Source organism: Acinetobacter pragensis (assembly GCF_001605895.1).
Classification (GTDB): domain Bacteria; phylum Pseudomonadota; class Gammaproteobacteria; order Pseudomonadales; family Moraxellaceae; genus Acinetobacter; species Acinetobacter pragensis.
Genome location: NZ_LUAW01000024.1, coordinates 13,034 through 29,262, shown reverse-complemented (window position 1 = coordinate 29,262; position 16,229 = coordinate 13,034). Strand labels below are relative to the sequence as shown.

General features: G+C 46.4%; 18 protein-coding genes. 6 read left to right on the top strand and 12 right to left on the bottom strand.

Features of this window, described 5'->3' with window-relative positions; genetic code table 11:
* Window position 1: 1 nt before the first annotated feature.
* Both AZH43_RS11335 and AZH43_RS11330 read right to left on the bottom strand, forming a co-directional pair.
* The gene (locus tag AZH43_RS11335) at window positions 2-322 is read right to left on the bottom strand and encodes a proton-translocating transhydrogenase family protein (protein ID WP_005012553.1); all 321 of its coding nucleotides are present in this window, start codon (window positions 320-322) and stop codon (window positions 2-4) included.
* An 11-nt stretch (window positions 323-333) separates the two neighbouring features.
* Window positions 334-1,461, bottom strand: coding sequence for a Re/Si-specific NAD(P)(+) transhydrogenase subunit alpha (locus AZH43_RS11330; RefSeq protein WP_067669749.1), 1,128 nt, complete (start codon window positions 1,459-1,461; stop codon window positions 334-336).
* A gap of 923 nt (window positions 1,462-2,384) precedes the next feature.
* Here AZH43_RS11330 and AZH43_RS11325 point away from each other — a divergent pair.
* Complete coding sequence (locus AZH43_RS11325; protein ID WP_067669748.1) at window positions 2,385-3,311, top strand: DMT family transporter; 927 nt, start codon at window positions 2,385-2,387, stop codon at window positions 3,309-3,311.
* A gap of 28 nt (window positions 3,312-3,339) precedes the next feature.
* Here the strand turns inward: AZH43_RS11325 and soxR are convergent, their stop codons facing one another.
* A complete protein-coding gene (gene soxR / locus AZH43_RS11320) occupies window positions 3,340-3,828 on the bottom strand; it encodes a redox-sensitive transcriptional activator SoxR (protein WP_067669746.1) in 489 nt (162 codons plus the stop codon).
* A gap of 91 nt (window positions 3,829-3,919) precedes the next feature.
* On the opposite strand from soxR, the gene AZH43_RS11315 reads away from it, so the two are divergent.
* Both AZH43_RS11315 and AZH43_RS11310 read left to right on the top strand, forming a co-directional pair.
* Window positions 3,920-4,345 carry a RidA family protein gene (locus AZH43_RS11315; RefSeq protein WP_067669744.1) on the top strand — a complete coding sequence of 142 codons (426 nt, stop codon included), beginning with the start codon at window positions 3,920-3,922 and terminating at the stop codon, window positions 4,343-4,345.
* A gap of 1 nt (window position 4,346) precedes the next feature.
* Entirely contained in the window at window positions 4,347-5,546 is a 1,200-nt protein-coding gene (locus tag AZH43_RS11310) for an MFS transporter (RefSeq protein ID WP_067669742.1), read from the top strand.
* Window positions 5,547-5,555: 9 nt separating this feature from the next.
* On the opposite strand, the gene AZH43_RS11305 is transcribed toward AZH43_RS11310, so the two are convergent.
* The 3 genes from AZH43_RS11305 to AZH43_RS11295 form a co-directional block, all read right to left on the bottom strand.
* On the bottom strand, window positions 5,556-6,194 hold the full coding sequence (locus AZH43_RS11305; RefSeq protein WP_067669740.1) for a hypothetical protein: 639 nt from the start codon (window positions 6,192-6,194) through the stop codon (window positions 5,556-5,558).
* Between the two features lie 360 nt (window positions 6,195-6,554).
* Window positions 6,555-7,589 carry an ACR3 family arsenite efflux transporter gene (gene arsB / locus AZH43_RS11300; protein ID WP_067669738.1) on the bottom strand — a complete coding sequence of 345 codons (1,035 nt, stop codon included), beginning with the start codon at window positions 7,587-7,589 and terminating at the stop codon, window positions 6,555-6,557.
* A gap of 1 nt (window position 7,590) precedes the next feature.
* Window positions 7,591-7,911, bottom strand: a complete 321-nt coding sequence (locus tag AZH43_RS11295) for a metalloregulator ArsR/SmtB family transcription factor (protein ID WP_067669736.1) — start codon at window positions 7,909-7,911, stop codon at window positions 7,591-7,593.
* An 82-nt stretch (window positions 7,912-7,993) separates the two neighbouring features.
* On the opposite strand from AZH43_RS11295, the gene arsC reads away from it, so the two are divergent.
* Window positions 7,994-8,422, top strand: coding sequence for an arsenate reductase (glutaredoxin) (gene arsC, locus AZH43_RS11290; protein WP_067669849.1), 429 nt, complete (start codon window positions 7,994-7,996; stop codon window positions 8,420-8,422).
* A 65-nt stretch (window positions 8,423-8,487) separates the two neighbouring features.
* Here the strand turns inward: arsC and AZH43_RS11285 are convergent, their stop codons facing one another.
* The 4 genes from AZH43_RS11285 to AZH43_RS11270 form a co-directional block, all read right to left on the bottom strand.
* A complete protein-coding gene (locus AZH43_RS11285) occupies window positions 8,488-9,162 on the bottom strand; it encodes a hypothetical protein (RefSeq protein WP_067669734.1) in 675 nt (224 codons plus the stop codon).
* A gap of 50 nt (window positions 9,163-9,212) precedes the next feature.
* Window positions 9,213-9,824, bottom strand: a complete 612-nt coding sequence (locus AZH43_RS11280; protein WP_067669732.1) for a TetR/AcrR family transcriptional regulator — start codon at window positions 9,822-9,824, stop codon at window positions 9,213-9,215.
* 236 nt (window positions 9,825-10,060) lie between these two features.
* Window positions 10,061-10,471, bottom strand: a complete 411-nt coding sequence (locus tag AZH43_RS11275; RefSeq protein WP_067669730.1) for a hypothetical protein — start codon at window positions 10,469-10,471, stop codon at window positions 10,061-10,063.
* Between the two features lie 206 nt (window positions 10,472-10,677).
* Complete coding sequence (locus AZH43_RS11270) at window positions 10,678-12,078, bottom strand: methylenetetrahydrofolate reductase C-terminal domain-containing protein (protein ID WP_067669728.1); 1,401 nt, start codon at window positions 12,076-12,078, stop codon at window positions 10,678-10,680.
* Window positions 12,079-12,422: 344 nt separating this feature from the next.
* Here AZH43_RS11270 and dusA point away from each other — a divergent pair, with 344 nt between their 5' ends.
* Window positions 12,423-13,445, top strand: a complete 1,023-nt coding sequence (dusA, locus tag AZH43_RS11265; RefSeq protein ID WP_067669725.1) for a tRNA dihydrouridine(20/20a) synthase DusA — start codon at window positions 12,423-12,425, stop codon at window positions 13,443-13,445.
* Between the two features lie 142 nt (window positions 13,446-13,587).
* Here dusA and AZH43_RS11260 read toward each other — a convergent pair whose 3' ends face one another.
* Window positions 13,588-13,965: a cytochrome b562 gene (locus AZH43_RS11260; protein WP_067669847.1), complete on the bottom strand. Its 378-nt coding sequence runs from the start codon at window positions 13,963-13,965 to the stop codon at window positions 13,588-13,590.
* A 160-nt stretch (window positions 13,966-14,125) separates the two neighbouring features.
* Window positions 14,126-15,400, bottom strand: coding sequence for a bifunctional phosphopantothenoylcysteine decarboxylase/phosphopantothenate--cysteine ligase CoaBC (gene coaBC / locus AZH43_RS11255; protein ID WP_067669724.1), 1,275 nt, complete (start codon window positions 15,398-15,400; stop codon window positions 14,126-14,128).
* A gap of 112 nt (window positions 15,401-15,512) precedes the next feature.
* Here coaBC and radC point away from each other — a divergent pair, with 112 nt between their 5' ends.
* Window positions 15,513-16,214 carry a RadC family protein gene (radC, locus tag AZH43_RS11250; protein WP_067669722.1) on the top strand — a complete coding sequence of 234 codons (702 nt, stop codon included), beginning with the start codon at window positions 15,513-15,515 and terminating at the stop codon, window positions 16,212-16,214.
* Window positions 16,215-16,229: the final 15 nt, after the last annotated feature.

Below are 16,229 nucleotides of genomic sequence, written 5' to 3'. Positions count from 1 at the left end.
CTTAGCCCTCTTTTTTCTTTTGCTTCGGCTTGAACATTTCAAGCATGCGCGCTGTAACTGCGAAACCGCCGAAAATATTGATGCTTGCCAAAAACACAGCGACGGCACCTAATACGCTAACAACATTAATGCTTTGGAACTGCACATTCGCTTCGACCAAGCCCGGAATGCCCACAGTCTGCAGCATTGCACCGACCACAATAATCGAAGACAGCGCATTGGTCACCGCCATTAACGGTGTATGCAATGCAGGGGTAACACCCCAAACCACGTAGTAACCAACGAAGATGGCTAAGACGAAAATAGTAATAGTTTCAACCATGATGACTCTCCTTAACCACGCTTCAGCAGGACTTGGCCGCTATGAGTTACTAGAAGGGCTTTTTGAATTTCTTCTTCTGGATTAATCGCGAAATTTTTATCCGCATCAAACAGCGTATCTAAGAAATTAAAAACGTTGCGCGCATACAGTGCCGACGCTTCTGTGGCTACGGTAGACGGCAAGTTCGGAATGCCTAAAATTTTCACGCCATTTTCAGTAAATACCGTCTCACCGCATTTTGAACCTTCCACGTTGCCGCCGGTTTCTACAGCCATATCTAAAATGACTGAACCCGGTTTCATTTTGGCAACGGTTTCCGCCTTAATCAGGCGCGGCGCATCTCGACCCGGCAGCAATGCAGTGGTAATCACGATATCGGCATTGGATACCGCTTTATCCACAATGATCGCCTGATCACGGATATAGTCTTCACCCGGCATCCAGCCATAGCCATTTTTAGCGGCATCAGCAGCTTTTTGCTGCTCTTCCGGCGACATTGGCACATCCAGCCATTTACCGCCCAGAGACTCAACCTGATCACGCGCTGTAGGACGCAAATCAGTTGCTTCGACAACTGCGCCTAAACGTTTTGCCGTTGCAATCGCTTGCAGGCCAGCTACGCCGACGCCCATGATCACGACACGCGCAGGCTTCACTGTACCGGCAGCCGTCATCAGCATTGGGAACATGCGCTGATACTCAGCCCCTGCCAAAAGCACAGACTTATAGCCTGACAAGTTCGCCTGAGACGACAGCACATCCATATTTTGAGCGCGGGATAAAGTCCGCGGCAAAAGTTCCAACGCAAATGCAGACACTTGCTGAGCCGCAAATTGGTCTAGCTCTGGATTGCGGTATGGGTCAAACATTGCAATGACTGAACTGTTTGGCGCAAGCTTTTGAATTTCACTGCCTTGCGGCGAGCGAACTTTCAAAATAATTTGACTGCCGGTATAAGCATCATCTGTAATTTTGGCGCCAACCTGTTCATATGCGCTATCGATATAGGCAGCTTTAACACCTGCACCGCGTTCGATAACTACATTATGACCAGCGCTGATCAACTTTTTTACTGTCTCTGGCGTCGCAGCGACGCGATTTTCACCGACGACAGTTTCGGCTGGAATTCCGATCTGCATGAGCGTTCCTCAAGCTAATTTTTCTTAAGTAAGCACCGTAAAAAACGATGCCTCCCCTCAGGTGTGTTCTTGTTGAATTTTTGGATTCTAATGGAACTTTTTTAAATTACCACCCAATATTTATTTAATAAATACCCATATTTTGAACTGATGATTCATAAAAATTATGATGTGATAAAGTACTTATTCATTTTTATTTTTAATGGTATGAATATTTTTTATGCAAAATTGATTTTTTATCGAATCTTGATTGCTATTTTTTCATCAGATTTGGCACAAATTGGCTATCGCAGCCGAAGGGGTTGATGATTCTGACAAGTTCGTCCTATCAACAACGATCAGCGCTGCCGTTGTAAATACCCCCAACCCCTATCTAATGCAGTGCATTCAAAAGCCCCTTACTCCAGCATTGGCTTTGCTGACAATAAATCTGGTTTTTGCGTCTGCCGGATTTGACCTAAAATATGGTCTTTTGTGTCAATTCTGCCAATATCCTGTGGCGGTCCTTATTTGGCAGCAATTTATTCATTTGGGCGTTTTATATTCATTTTTCTTATGCTCCTTAAGTCTAATTAGATAAAAAATTAATAAAAAAATATTTTTTTGAATATTTTGCACCATGATGAACCTCTGACTGTTTGTTGATCTCGCCGCTCAAACGCATCATATTGGTGCATAAATAGATATTTAATATTCAACCTGAACACCCAAGGTTAAATTAATACTTCAAAACCAGTGCCTTAATGATCTTAATTGCGGATGAAACCCTGCTGTTGATGACCCTATTCAATTGAATACCGATAAAACCCTTATATTTTCCTATGCCTTTTTGGAATAGCCCCTATGATTATTTTACATTTCAACTTTTAAACGGCAGCTTTTATACTGTCCGGCAATAAAGCTTCTGCAAGAATGATAAGAAGATGCCGCTATTTTTAACACGGACTCAGTTAGGCTCGCTCTGCGCAATTTGCGCCGCGTTCTTGTTCAGCACCAAAGCCATTTTTATTAAACAAGCCTATGCGCTGTCGCCTCAAGTCGATGCCACTGTTCTGATGGCGCTCCGCATGAGCTGCGCTTTGCCATTTTTTCTGCTGATCACGTGGTTCAGCCGTAAAAGCTATGCAGATATCCATTTAAAAGACTGGTTGCTTCTGATTCTTGCCGGCCTATTGGGCTACTATTTTGCCAGCTGGCTGGACTTTAAAGGCCTAATGTATATCAGCGCGTCACTCGAACGGATTATTTTATTTTTATATCCAACCTTGACCGTCATTGCATCCAGCATGATCTACAAGCAACGGCTGAGCCTGCAAAGCATTTTCGCGATTGCGCTCAGCTACGGCGGAACCGTCATTGTGATGCTGCAGGAACAAAGCCACACCCCGCATGAAAGCAATTTCTGGCTGGGCGCCAGCCTGGTATTCGCCAGTGCCGTGGCTTTTGCATCCTATTTATTGATGACGCCTAAACTCATTATGAAATTCGGTTCTTGGCATTATAACGGCTTGGCGCTGAGCATTGCCTGCGTGGGCACCTTGGTGCATTTTTGCTTGGCGGTGCCTGAACCGCTGCATCTGCTTCAGCAGCTGCCGCTCAGTATCTGGGGCTATGGCGCTGCGCTGGGCTTCTTTGTCACCGTACTGCCGACTATTCTGATGATGCAAAGCATTGCCCGCTTGGGCGCAGCGCAATCTGCAATGATTGCCTCTATTGGCCCAATTTTAACCATTTTACTGGCCGTCGCGTTTTTAGATGAACATCTGAATATGATGCAATGGTTCGGCTGCCTGCTGAATATCATAGGTGTTCTGATGATTACCATCTCTAAGAAGAAGCTGTCCAGCTAATGCATGTATGGACAGACTGCACCGGCTTTTAGCCTTCTGAGCTGTCTGCCGTAATATTGTTTAAATTCATCAGGACTTGCTGAAAATGCGCGCCGGCAGAATCCTGCCCCAGCTGATCATCCGGATTGCGCAGCGGACACTGTTTAAGCGACAGGCAGCCGCAGCCAATACATTGATCCAGCTGCAGGCGGAGTTGCAATAAATGAATAATCTGCTGATCTAATTGCTGCTGCCAGCGCTGCGACATCTTCTGCCAGTCCGATTTGGCCGCAGCTTTATGTTTCGGCAGCGCCTCAAAAGCGGCATGGACCTGCTGCAGACTAATGCCGACCTGCTGCGCAATTTTAATAATCGCCACACGGCGCAGCATGGAACGCGGATAACGCCGCTGATTGCCCGAAGTGCGGGTGCTCCAAATCAGCTCCTTTTCTTCATAAAAGCGCAGCGCGCTGACACTGACGCCGCTTCGGGCCGCCAGCTCACCGATGTTCAGCCAAACATTTTCAGATTCCGGCATCTTCTTCTTGACCTCAAGTTAACTTGAGCTTTGATACTAACAAAATTCGATGCTTATGAAGAAAAAATATGCCGAGCTGCAATAGCGCTTCATCCATACCGTACGTACATTTTTGAACCCGGACACACTGTATAATCCTCAGCCTTATGGGTATAGTCACGTAGCGGTTATCCGCCAGATGCAAAAAGTTGTGCATATTTCTGGCCAAGGCGGTGAAAATTCCCAAGGACAACTGCCTGAACATTTTGAACAGCAGCTGCATCAAGCCTTCAGAAATCTCCAGCTGGCGCTGCAGGCAGCCGATGCACAGCTTCAAGATATTGCGGTGCTCAGAGTGTTAATCACCGATTATAATCCGCAGAAACATCAGCTTCTGATTCAACGGATGCAGCAGCTTTGGACAGACCAAGGATTTCCTGCATGCACCTTAATTCCAGTACCCTGTCTGGCTTTGGCCGGCATGCAGATCGAGATTGAAGCAACAGCATATTGCCAGATACAACCCGGCAAGGATTAACATGAATACACCTATGGACATCAGCCACAATAAAGCCTTGCTCATGCTTATGGCCGTTGCCTGCGGCCTATGCGCAGGCGCCAACTACTATTGCCAGCCGCTGATCAGCTCTATCCAGCACAGCTTTCATGCGCCTCAATCTCAAGTGGCGTTAACGGTCACCTTTGCACAGATGTCCTATGCCCTAGGGCTGCTGTTTATTGTTCCTTTGGGCGATATTGTAAATAAGACTAAATTTATTCCGCTATTAATGCTGGGGGCAGCCATTGGCTTAGGCATTTGCGCTTTGTCCGTGAACTTGCCGATGCTGTGGGCCGGCACAATTATTGCCGGTTTATTTTCTGTTGCCGCGCAGATTCTGATTCCCTTGGTTACCCTTGCCGTGCGTCCCGAAAAAATTGGTGAAACAGTCGGATTCCTTATGAGCGGCTTACTGGTGGGCATTTTGCTTTCTACCAGCCTTTCTGGCCTGCTGTCGAATTTAATTCACTGGAAGATGATTTATATCCTCAGCACCATCCTCATGCTGGTGATCGCCGCCATTTTGATGCGCCAGCTGCCGCATGTCAGCACCACGCGGATGAGCTACAGCAGCATCTTCAGATCAATGGGCCAGCTGCTGCAGAAAGAACGGCGCTTGGTGTACCGCGCTTTCATCGGCGGCTGCGTATTTGCCGCCATGAGTATTCTATTTTCGACCATTGCCATGCTGCTGACTGCGCCGCCCTTTTCTTTGGCGGATGTTTGGGTGGGCGTGCTGACCTTGATTGGAGTCTTTGGCGCGCTGTCTACGCAATGGGTCGGAAAATGGGCTGACCGCGGCTACAATGCCAAACTGACTTGGGCCGGCTGTTCAATTATGGCTTTGAGCTGGCTGCTGCTCTATCTTGGCGGCCATTCCCTGATCAGCTATACCCTTGGCTACGGACTTATCAGCCTCGGCTTAGCGATGGTGCACAGCTGCAATCAGAACATTATTTTTCAGCTGAACCCAGCAGCCCGTTCACGCATTAATTCTATTTATATGACCGCTTACTTTATTGGCGGCGCCTGCGGTTCTGCATTAGGGGTTTATGCATGGCATCATGGCGGCTGGGCAACAGTTTGCCTGACAGGGCTGGGATTAATTGCCGCGGCGGCTTTTTTCGCTTTGCTGGATCAAGGCTATTATCGGCGCCAAGTTCAGCGCAAACAGCGCTAAGCCCAGCTGCTAGCACACTTGCGCGGACGGATAGAACGGGTTTCCCAAATCCATCGCCTGCGCATTTTCCAGCAGCAGTAAAATAATGACCGGCATCAATGCGCCAAGCACATTGCAGCTGTCCTGCAGATATTTGCGGTTCATGGCGCTGCCATAGCTTACACCGCCTTGCACAAGCTGATGATGCAGGGCTTTGAGCCGGCCAAACAGCAAAGTTAATAAGGCGCCAGTATCACGGCGCGTCATGGCTTCGCGGCAGTCGCGCTTTTCTTGCGCCAAGCCGGCCTGACACCGCGCCAAAGTCATTTTTTTATTCTGAAAATCCCAAAAATCTTGATGAAGGTGATTTTGATTCAGCAGCGCCTGCACCGGCTGGCTGAATTTTTCCCAAACAATCCGCTCTAATTTTCCCTCGGCGTCCTTTTGAAACAGCATTTGCAAAAATGACTGCAGGCCTTGTTCAAACGGAGCGGCATCCTGTGCATATACAGCATTCAAGGAAACCCATAAACTGATGTACTGCAGATCTAAATCATTATGCAAATCATTGGCCTTTTTCAGCCAGCTGAGGCCGCGCTGAATGCGCAAATTAAATGCCTCCGTATTATCCGCTTTATTTATTTTAAAAATTTCTTCCAGCAACATCATGTTCTTCTTCCTTATTTATTGTTCTGATCTGTGCAGCTTAAATTTTTTACCGCAATACCCAATCTTAAAACAGGCGAAAAGGCGCCTAAGCAGTCTAAATTTAATTTTATTATTATATTTCATCAAATTAAATAGCATTCGACTTTAGTTAGGTTTAATTAGTGCTGTTTAAGCAGTCATGCGATTCCTGATTTAAATGACTGGGACTGGACTCATAATGCATCGCAATCAGTCAAGAACAGACAAAAAGCCGCTTTTGTAAATTGCCATGTATTCAATTGATGGCAAAACCTCCTGAATGGGCGCGTTATTTCGGCTTCAGCATTTCATAGTAGCGCATGATGCTGATTTTAAAAATTCTCAGTGTCTAAAATTCTTTCGCAGCCACAATGAAACACTGACCAATGCAATAAGCACGGGAACTTCTACCAATGGGCCAATAACCGTTGTAAATGCTACAGGTGAAGCTAATCCAAAAGTTGCGATAGCCACCGCAAGCGCCAATTCAAAATTATTCCCTGCTGCGGTAAATGAAATTGCTGTGGTCTTTGAATAATCATTTCCCATCCATTTGCTCATAAAGAAGCTCAGGAAGAACATCACCATAAAATAAATCGTCAGAGGAATGGCGATTCTCAACACATCCAAAGGCAGGCTTACAACTTCACCGCCTTTCAGGCTAAACATGGCGACAATCGTCAACAAAAGCGCAAGAAGGCTAATCGGGCTAATTTTCGGAATAAACTGAGTCTGATACCAAACCAGGCCTTTTTGCTTGACCAAGATCAAACGGGTCAAAAAACCGAGCAAGAATGGAATACCTAAATACACGAGTACCGCATGCGTGATCGTCCAAAAACTTACATGAATGACTTGCGCTTCAACTCCAAAAAATGGCGGCAAGAATGTCAGGAACAGCCAAGCATAGGTACTAAAAAACAGAATTTGGAAAATACTGTTGAACGCAACCAAAGCCGCGACATATTGGTCATCGCCGCATGCAAGGCCATTCCATACCAGCACCATGGCAATGCATCGAGCCAGCCCGATCAGGATCAAACCGGTCATGTATTCAGGATAGGAATGCAGGAAAATAATCGCCAACCCAAACATTAAGCAAGGCGCTATCAGCCAATTTTGAACCAAAGATAATGTCAGCGTACGTTTATCCTTGAACACTTGCGGCAAAGCGGCATAGTCCACTTTTGCAAGCGGCGGATACATCATCAGAATCAGCCCAATCGCAATAGGAATATTCACTGAATCAATACTTAGCTGATCTAAAGCCACAGCGGCCTGAGGAAAGAAAAGGCCAATGCTGACCCCCAGCGCCATCGCAATAAAAATCCATAGCGTGAGGTTGCGGTCTAAGAATGAGAGCTTCGATGCGGACATGCTATTGCCCGCATTGAATTGAAATAGAAGAGTCAATGCGGTTAGGCGCTTCATTAATTTGATTTTTCAGAACATCCAGAACTGCATTTGCCCATGCCGGTAAATTCGGGTTCAATCGGTAATACACCCATTGCCCTTTGCGCTCGTCCAGCAGAATGGAAAAGTTCCGAAGCAATGCCAAGTGCCGGGAAATCTTTGGCTGATTCAGTTGCAATTGCGCAGTGATCTCACAAACGCAGACATTCGCCCTAGCCAAAATGAGCTTTAAAATATCCAAACGGGTCGGGTCGGAAAGACACTTGAAGAAATCAGCTTGATCCATGATTGATCTCAAAATATTTACTATTGCGAATATACGCATATCCATATATAAATACAAGACTGTCGAGAAGAGCGCAAATTTCATGTCATCAAAGATTCGGATTTACCATAACCCTGCGTGCGGAACGTCAAGGAATACATTGGCTTTGATTCGGAATACAGGACAAGAACCGGAAGTCATTGAATACCTGAAAACTCCGCCCAATAAAGCGGAGTTAGTCCATTTAATTGAAAATTCGAAGCTCTCGGTACGTGAAGCGCTGCGTAAGAATGTTGAACCTTATGAAACCCAGAAATTAGATCAGCCGCATTGGACAGATGAGCAATTAATAAATTTCATGATTGAATATCCTATTTTAATCAATCGTCCATTTGTCGTGACTGAGCTGGGAGTTAAGCTGTGCAGGCCATCAGAGCTTGTATTGGATATTTTGCCGGCTCCCCAGCTGGGCGCACTCAGCAAAGAAGACGGCGAGGTCATTATTGATCAGGACGGGAATAGATTAAAGTAAGATTCTCTAACAGAGTAAAACTTATTCCGCAGAAGCCTACCATTGATGAGGCTTCTACTTTTAGATTAAGCGCTTTTTAAGCGGTCACTTCTTTTATACAGCCAAGCCAGAATCACCGTCGGCACAATAAAACCCACGGCGACCAAGAGGCCATGAACCACAGAAGCATAAGGTTCTGCCAGCATGGCCACATGCTTCATCGGTGACGTCCACGGCGACATTTGCAGTGCAAGCAGCCCGATAAAGCACAGCTGCCAAGCAATGTTCTCTCCTGCTTTGGCATGCTGTACATAGGCATAAGCCAATAAAGCGGCAGCAAAACCGATTTCAAAGACCCAAGACCAAACGCCCCATTTCCCCCATAGCCCTAAACCTAAGTATTGCTGTGCATAAGGATACAGCGCCATGTCTACATTATGCATAGGCAGATCTGCAGCAAAATGCAAGAAGCAGGACAACGCCGCTACAGCCGCAATCCGCTTATCTTTAAGGAAAAATGCGCCCCAGAACAATGACCAAATGACTGCCATCAGCAGGGAATGATCCCAGTCAATGAACGTCAAATCAAAATACAAATACGGCAAGGCCTGCAAATTCGGCGTCACCTTTTCAATGCCGAGCGCCACTAAAGTGCCGTTAATTACATCCAAAAAGCCTGCACCTAAAATAATCGGCACCAAAGGCACATCGCGATATTTGGCTTTCAGCGCCATACCGACTGCAAAATGTCCAAAATACATATTCAGCTCCAATTTTAATTGAACATTCGTTCAATCAATACTTAAATTTTTTAGCCTGCTGGCGACCACAGCATTACAGTCTGGGCAATCATTTGCGCGCGGGTTTCAGGGCTGGCCATATCGCAGCCGATATTCAGGTTAAACAGCCCAGCCAGACCATACTGTAAATTCAAAGCCATAAATTGCTGCGCGGCCAGGCTGAAATCCATCAGCCGGACATTCCCCTGTTCATGGCGCTGCGCCAATAAATCCGCCAGCCAATGCTCGCGGGTTTCAAACAGTGCGCTGATCATATGAATTTCATTCAGCTGCATATTTTCGCTTTCACGCATCATAATTTTCAGCAGTTCACGATGCTTGGAAAACAGCGCCACACTCATTTCGCAGAGCGTATTCAGCACATCGGCCAACGGCGCCTGTTCTAAATCATGATTCACCTTGTTCAACACTGACAGCGCCTGCTGCACGCCTTGCGCCATCAGCACAGAAAATATTTCCTGCTTTCCGTCAGGGAAATGATGGTACAAAATACCGTCCGACAGCCCTGCCCGGCGCGCCAAGGCGCGAATAGACGTTTTGCTGTAGCCTTGTTCCGCAAACAGCGCAAGCGCTGCATCCAGCAATTTTTGTTTGGTTTCTTGAGCTTGATCGGCACGGGACATTAAATACTTTACTCTTTTATGCAATTTACTGAACAATTGTTCAATTAAATTTAAGCACTTTTCAAATTCGAAAACAAGTCCGAATCAATGGATTTTGGCACCGAAGACTGCGTAATAATTCCACCTTCCGCTCAAAACGCTGATCTCCTCTCTAAGTGGCTTGATCAAAAAAAAACAGCCTTTAATGCGGCTGTTTTCAGTATCTCGGTTAAGGGTATTTGTCACCAGCAGGCCGCTTAATTTGGCGTTTCCATGATTAAATGCTGATAGCTTTCCAGCTGGTCCTTTTCATCAAAAACCAATTCATAGGACATTTTTTTACCATTAAAAACGGTTTCTGCGGGAGTGCCGATCAGCTCCCATAAGCCAACCGTAGCAACATCTGCCGCCCCATGCCAAAAAGCGCGCCCAATTTTGCTTGCTGTCGAGTAACCTTGAGTAAATGTGTAAATTTCGTAGCGTTTTCCATTTTTATATTCAGAGGTCACTGGCGCGCCAAACTCGGCCACCACCATGTTTCTGGATATACCTTGCTGAATCATCTGTGTATTTTTCTTGGTCGGCTGCTTGCTTACCATCACCACAGAACATCCTGATGTAAAAATAAGACAGGCCGCCAGACCAATCCCACAAAAAGCTTTATACATATCCATCCCTTATTTTCAGCTGTATAGATTTATAATTTTTAAGATCCATCTTTAAGAATATTAATAATTTATTCATTGTTATGCACTTATTTCAGACGGATATCCATCTGATTTTAAAATGGCGCATTGAGTCAACTTTCAATGCAAATGCAGGACTTACTCAATTAAAACGGCACCCGAATACCGCGCTGAATCAGCAGCGCCGCTTAAGCCTGCGTTTTAAACCAATTTTTCCAAGAGCTGGTATTGCGGGTTTCAATTGCTACGCTTGGAATCAATTCCATTTTCAGAATATCGGTTTGATGAACAGCTTTCGCCAATCGGGCTTTGACTGAGTGAATGCATTCACGGTCACCAAATTCACAGCGGTCTAAATGCGTTCCGCCGCAAGGCCCATTGGCTAAGCCTTTGGGACAGGTTTCAGGGCAAATATACAGCGTTTCTCCAAGCCTGCATTGACCGCAGCTTTCACAGCCCACCACACTGTGCTTGCTGATAAATTCCGTTTTCAGCAGCGCTTCTTCCGCAAGAGGCCTGTTCCACAGTTTTGCATTAAAAATTAAACTGCCCACGCCTTTGGCAATTCTTGAACTGAACATGAGTTCATGCATGGCATGCATTTGCTTATATTTCATTACATGAGAAATGGGCGCAGCATGGTTCACACTATTTACTTCAGGCTGCAGCTCCTTCCCTGTTTCCAGCTGCCACAATGCCTGCCAGCGCTGTTCGCATTCATTCAAGCTTAGGCTTTGCAGGCGGAACAATGCTTCTGTCAGTTTTTGCTGCTCATCAGCCTTGTGGCACGCTGACAAATGCACACCGGCAAAACCCAGATGCCGGCAAATTAAAATCTGCAAAGCGCAGCGTTCGTATACCTTGCATTCTGCCAGATGCTTATCCTGTACATGCTCTTGTTCCAGCAATTGCAGCACATGTGGGGTCAGCACAATACCGGCGACTTTTTGACGCGCCATGAATTTAGCCCGGGAAAAAGTTAAAGGCATAACGCAGGCTAAAATGGGCGGCCGATAGTGTTTTTCATCCAAGAATTGCTTGGCAAGCTTCAAAGCATCTAAATCGCAACCCAACTGCGTAATGATATAATCCGCACCCGCTTTGAGCTTTTTTTGCAATTTAAAATACTGCGCATCACGTTCAGCCTGCGCATATTTAAACGGATTAAACGCCACGCCAATGTTAAAGAACGGATCACGGCGGGCCGCCATCACCATATTCACGGACTCTAAATAACGGCTGCGCAGCGCAGCGTTTTCAGCCCCGTCATTGTGCTTTTTCAGCTTATCTCCACTCAGCAGCAGCAGGCTGCTGTGCCCTTTTGCCTTCGCCTGCTCTAAAAAAGTTTCAAATTCTGCAATATCCCGCCCTTTACCGGAATAGTGCAGCAGCGGATCTGCTTCTGGAAAATGTACCGCCGCATCTAAAGGCGCAAGGTCATCATCCGACTGAACCCGGTCAGCCAAAGTCATAAATGCAGGGAAACCGGCAAGCTCAGAACATGCCGGAACAGCCGGCTTTACCGCAGGCAAATATTCAATCAAAAAGCAGAACTGGCGCTCTTTCAGGCAGTTATAAAATAAAGGCATAAATCTCGGGAGGTGAAATTGCAAAGGCAAAAAATAAAGCGGCTTAAATTATAAAAGATTAAGATGAAAAGAAAAACCTTGCTCTAAGGTGTGTAAATGAAACCCATATAATCAATCGCTTGCTAAGCTTATGACTCCAGTAAGAATAATTGCAAGCAAACTCAGTCCAGTATGAGCGCAGAGCTTGAGAGAATAAGCCGGCAATAAAACTGGGAAAAAAATGATGATTTTATGATAGTATGGCCTCCGATTTTGAACAGGCTTTTCTGTTCCTCTTGAATCGCATTCTCTTCTTCAGGCTCAGCCAATCCTATTTTTTCTGTTTAATCGAGGCGTAATTTTTAATGATGAATCTCACGGCCATTGAAAATAAACTTCAACCGCGCATCAGTGTCGCCCCGATGATGGATTGGACCACCAAAGATTACCGCTTTTTTGCACGCCTGTTTAATCCCAACGTAATTTTGTATACCGAAATGGTGACAACTGGTGCAATTTTATTTGGCGATGCCAAACGCCATTTGGATTTCAATCAAGAAGAGCACCCCATTGTACTGCAGCTGGGCGGTTCAAGCCCAAAAGACTTAGCCACCTGTACGCAAATGGCACAGGACTGGGGCTATGATGAAGTGAATTTAAACGTCGGCTGCCCAAGCGACCGCGTGCAGAACAATAAAATTGGCGCCTGCTTAATGGCAGAGCCGGATCTCGTGGCTGAGTGTATTGCCGAAATGCGCAATGCTGTAAATATTCCAGTCACCGTAAAACACCGTATCGGCATTGATGAGATGCAGTCCTATGAAGAGATGCTGCACTTTGTGGATACTGTAGCGAAAACCGGCTGTGACAATTTTATTGTGCATGCGCGGATTGCCCTGTTAAAAGGTTTATCCCCCAAAGAAAACCGTGATGTTCCGCCCCTGCGCTATGAAGACGTTTACCGCTTAAAGCAGGATCGTCCACACTTAATGATTGAAATTAACGGCGGCATTAAAACTTTTGCTGAAACCCAACAGCACCTGCAGCATGTCGACGGCGTAATGATTGGCCGAGAGGCATATCATAATCCCTATCTGCTGGCAGAATTGGACCAATTGTGGCATTTAGAAGCGCCGGACCGCTTTGATCTTTTAGATCAGATGATGCCGTACATTGCTCAGCGCGTGGCTGAAGGCGCTCCGCTGTCGATTATCACCCGCCATATTTTAGGCCTGTTTCAGAATTTGCCAGGCGCACGCAAATGGCGTCAGGCGCTCAGCGGCGGCAATGCAAAAACATTAAAAGATATTGAAAATGCCATTCTCAACATGAAGGCCACCCTGCGCCGTGCAGAAGATGAAGCGCAGGAATATCAATCTTCACTGTAATTATTGCACTGCAAGAAAAAAAGCCAGCGGATTCATCCGCTGGCTTTTTTAATTTTGAATTGAATGCCTCAGGAAATCATCTGCACTTCTACAATGAAGCTTCATCTTATTTTATACGGATGAATTCAGCTGCTGTACAGCCTTACTGCTTATTGTAAATTGCATGCCCTCGGTCTTTAACGGCTGCAATGTTTTTGCCTTGCGCTTTGGCCTGATCCAATTGTCCGGCCTTCACCAAAGCGCTGGTCTTATCAATTTCTGCCACCAATTGATCAAACAGCATATCTGAACTCGGCGCTTTGGCATCTTTGGTTTTCAGTTTTACTTTTTTTGCATCCATAGCCGCTGATCTCATCTGATCCAGCGCCTTTTGCGCATCCTGCTGATTGCCGGCTTTATTAAAGGCTTTAAAATTTTTACCCAGCGCCTGCATATTATGCTCAAGCGTATCGGCAAAACTCATGCTGCTGAATGACAGCAGTACAGAAAACATGGCTGTGGCTAAAGTTTTTTTGATCATATGGATGTCCTTTTTAAGATCGTTTAAACCTGTGGCTAGGCGGATGTATTGGTTTTTTAATCTTGCATACTCAGCATTAAACATAGATGAAAATGCATAAAAAATGCAACGGAATCGCTGCATTTTGGTTAAAGGCTTCAGTTTTCAATATAAACGCGGCTTAATCCAGATCTGCGTCCCGCGGATCATAGTGGAGCGCATCATGAATGGCTTCAACCAGCTGCTGCGCAATCTCCTGCTTCGAGGCTTTTTCCAAATCGCGCTGCGGCAGGTGATACTGTTCGGCAAAGAACACAATCATGGCATTTTCATCGGAAGCGAATCCGATATCCGGACGCGATACATCATTGCAGGCAATCATATCCAGCTTTTTCGCCACCAGCTTGCCCGCAGCATATTCTTCTATATTGCGGGTTTCTGCAGCAAATCCCACCATAAACGGGCGCTTTTCCTGCTGCGCAATTGTGGCCACAATATCCGGGTTTTTCACCAGCGCGACATGCAGCTCATCGCCGGCTTTTTTAATTTTATGTTCCGCCACCTGCGCCACGCGGTAATCAGCAACCGCCGCCGTGGCAATAAAGATATCACAGCCTTTCTCCAGCTGATCCATGCTCTGTTCCAGCATCTGCATGGCAGATTTGACATTGATACGGCGCACACCATTTGGCGTATCTAAGCTGACGGGCCCTGCAATCAAGCTTACTTTTGCGCCCGCAGCATAGCAGGCTGCGGCTAAAGCAAAGCCCATCTTGCCCGTGCTGTGGTTGGAAATATAGCGTACCGGGTCAATGGACTCACGCGTCGGGCCAGCGGTAATCACCACATGCTTGCCTGCCAGCTGGCCAAATTTTTCCGCAATTGCACGCTGCGCGCGGTGGAAATATTCTGTCACTTGCTGTGCAAGATCTTCAGGTTCAGGCATCCGGCCTAAACCGACATCACCGCAAGCCTGTGAACCCGCATCCGGCATAATCACATGCACGCCGTCTTCAATCAGCGTGTTCAAATTGCGCTGTGTCGCCTTGGCGGCCCACATTTGCTGGTTCATTGCAGGCGCAACCCATACCGGCGCTTTGGTCGCTAAATACAAAGTCGACAGCAAATCATCTGCCAAACCTGCAGCAAATTTCGCCAAGGTGTCGCAGCTTGCCGGTGCCACCAGCACTAAATCCGCCCAGCGCGCCAGCTCAATGTGCCCCATGCCGGCTTCGGCTTCTGGGTCCAGCAGTTCAGTATGCACTGAATTGCCTGAAAGCGCCTGAAAAGTCAGCGGTGTAATAAAGGCCTGCGCGCCTGCCGTCATCACCACACGCACATCAAAACCTGCGTCTTTTAAGCGGCGGACTAAAATAGCGCTCTTATAGGCAGCAATACCGCCCGTAACAGCCACAATAATATTTTTGTTTGGAATTACACTTAAATCAAAACTCACGAACAGGCTACCTATCTGTTGCAGTGGCGCTCACAATAGCATTAAATATGCCCTTACCCAAGATTCAACGTGGAAAAACCCACGATACTGATAATAAAAAAGTCTAAAAATCATGAATTTCTCAATTAAACATTGGCCAGAACAAGAGCGCCCGCGTGAGCGCCTGCTGCGCCAAGGCGCACAAAGTTTATCTGATGCAGAACTGCTGGCGATCTTTTTAAGGTCCGGTTCTCAGCAGCATTCTGCCGTTGAATTGGCGCGCTTGCTGATTCAGCATTTCGGCAGCCTCAGCCCTATTCTGGATGCCAAGCTTGAAGATTTAAGCCAATTTCATGGCATCGGCGCGACCAAGTACGCACAGCTGATGGCAGTGAAAGAACTTGGAAAACGCTATATTGCGCATCAATTCAGCCAAACCTCACTGCAGCTGGATACCTCGGTTCAGCTGATGAATTTCCTGCGTTTTGAGTTTTTAGCAGAAACTCAGGAGGTCTTTGGCGTGCTGTGCCTTGATGCACATTTAAGAAAGATAAACTTTAAAAAACTGTTTTTCGGATCAATCAACAGCTGTGAAATTTCTATCAATCAGCTGCTGCGCTATGCCATACAGCAGCATGCCAGTGCGGTTGTAATCGCGCATAATCATCCTTTTGGCAAAGCCGAGCCTTCGACTGCGGACCTTGATCTGACCCAGCAGATTCAGCGCGCCTGCAGCCTGCTGGAAATCCGCTTGATTGATCATTGCATTATTTCCGCAGAGGGCCATTTTTCCTTTGCCGAACACCGCCTGATCAGCCCGCTGAATTCTATATAAATCATATATTGACAA

Coding starts and splice junctions, on each gene's coding strand:
- AZH43_RS11330 (WP_067669749.1), bottom strand. CDS start 1,461: ATGCAGATCGGAATTCCAGCCGAAACTGTCGTCGGTGAAAATCGCGTC.
- AZH43_RS11280 (WP_067669732.1), bottom strand. CDS start 9,824: ATGTCCCGTGCCGATCAAGCTCAAGAAACCAAACAAAAATTGCTGGAT.
- radC (WP_067669722.1), top strand. CDS start 15,513: ATGAATTTCTCAATTAAACATTGGCCAGAACAAGAGCGCCCGCGTGAG.
- AZH43_RS11335 (WP_005012553.1), bottom strand. CDS start 322: ATGGTTGAAACTATTACTATTTTCGTCTTAGCCATCTTCGTTGGTTAC.
- arsB (WP_067669738.1), bottom strand. CDS start 7,589: ATGTCCGCATCGAAGCTCTCATTCTTAGACCGCAACCTCACGCTATGG.
- soxR (WP_067669746.1), bottom strand. CDS start 3,828: ATGCCGGAATCTGAAAATGTTTGGCTGAACATCGGTGAGCTGGCGGCC.
- AZH43_RS11260 (WP_067669847.1), bottom strand. CDS start 13,965: ATGATCAAAAAAACTTTAGCCACAGCCATGTTTTCTGTACTGCTGTCA.
- AZH43_RS11270 (WP_067669728.1), bottom strand. CDS start 12,078: ATGCCTTTATTTTATAACTGCCTGAAAGAGCGCCAGTTCTGCTTTTTG.
- AZH43_RS11325 (WP_067669748.1), top strand. CDS start 2,385: ATGCCGCTATTTTTAACACGGACTCAGTTAGGCTCGCTCTGCGCAATT.
- AZH43_RS11310 (WP_067669742.1), top strand. CDS start 4,347: ATGAATACACCTATGGACATCAGCCACAATAAAGCCTTGCTCATGCTT.
- AZH43_RS11295 (WP_067669736.1), bottom strand. CDS start 7,911: ATGGATCAAGCTGATTTCTTCAAGTGTCTTTCCGACCCGACCCGTTTG.
- AZH43_RS11305 (WP_067669740.1), bottom strand. CDS start 6,194: ATGATGTTGCTGGAAGAAATTTTTAAAATAAATAAAGCGGATAATACG.
- AZH43_RS11275 (WP_067669730.1), bottom strand. CDS start 10,471: ATGTATAAAGCTTTTTGTGGGATTGGTCTGGCGGCCTGTCTTATTTTT.
- AZH43_RS11285 (WP_067669734.1), bottom strand. CDS start 9,162: ATGTATTTTGGACATTTTGCAGTCGGTATGGCGCTGAAAGCCAAATAT.
- arsC (WP_067669849.1), top strand. CDS start 7,994: ATGTCATCAAAGATTCGGATTTACCATAACCCTGCGTGCGGAACGTCA.
- dusA (WP_067669725.1), top strand. CDS start 12,423: ATGATGAATCTCACGGCCATTGAAAATAAACTTCAACCGCGCATCAGT.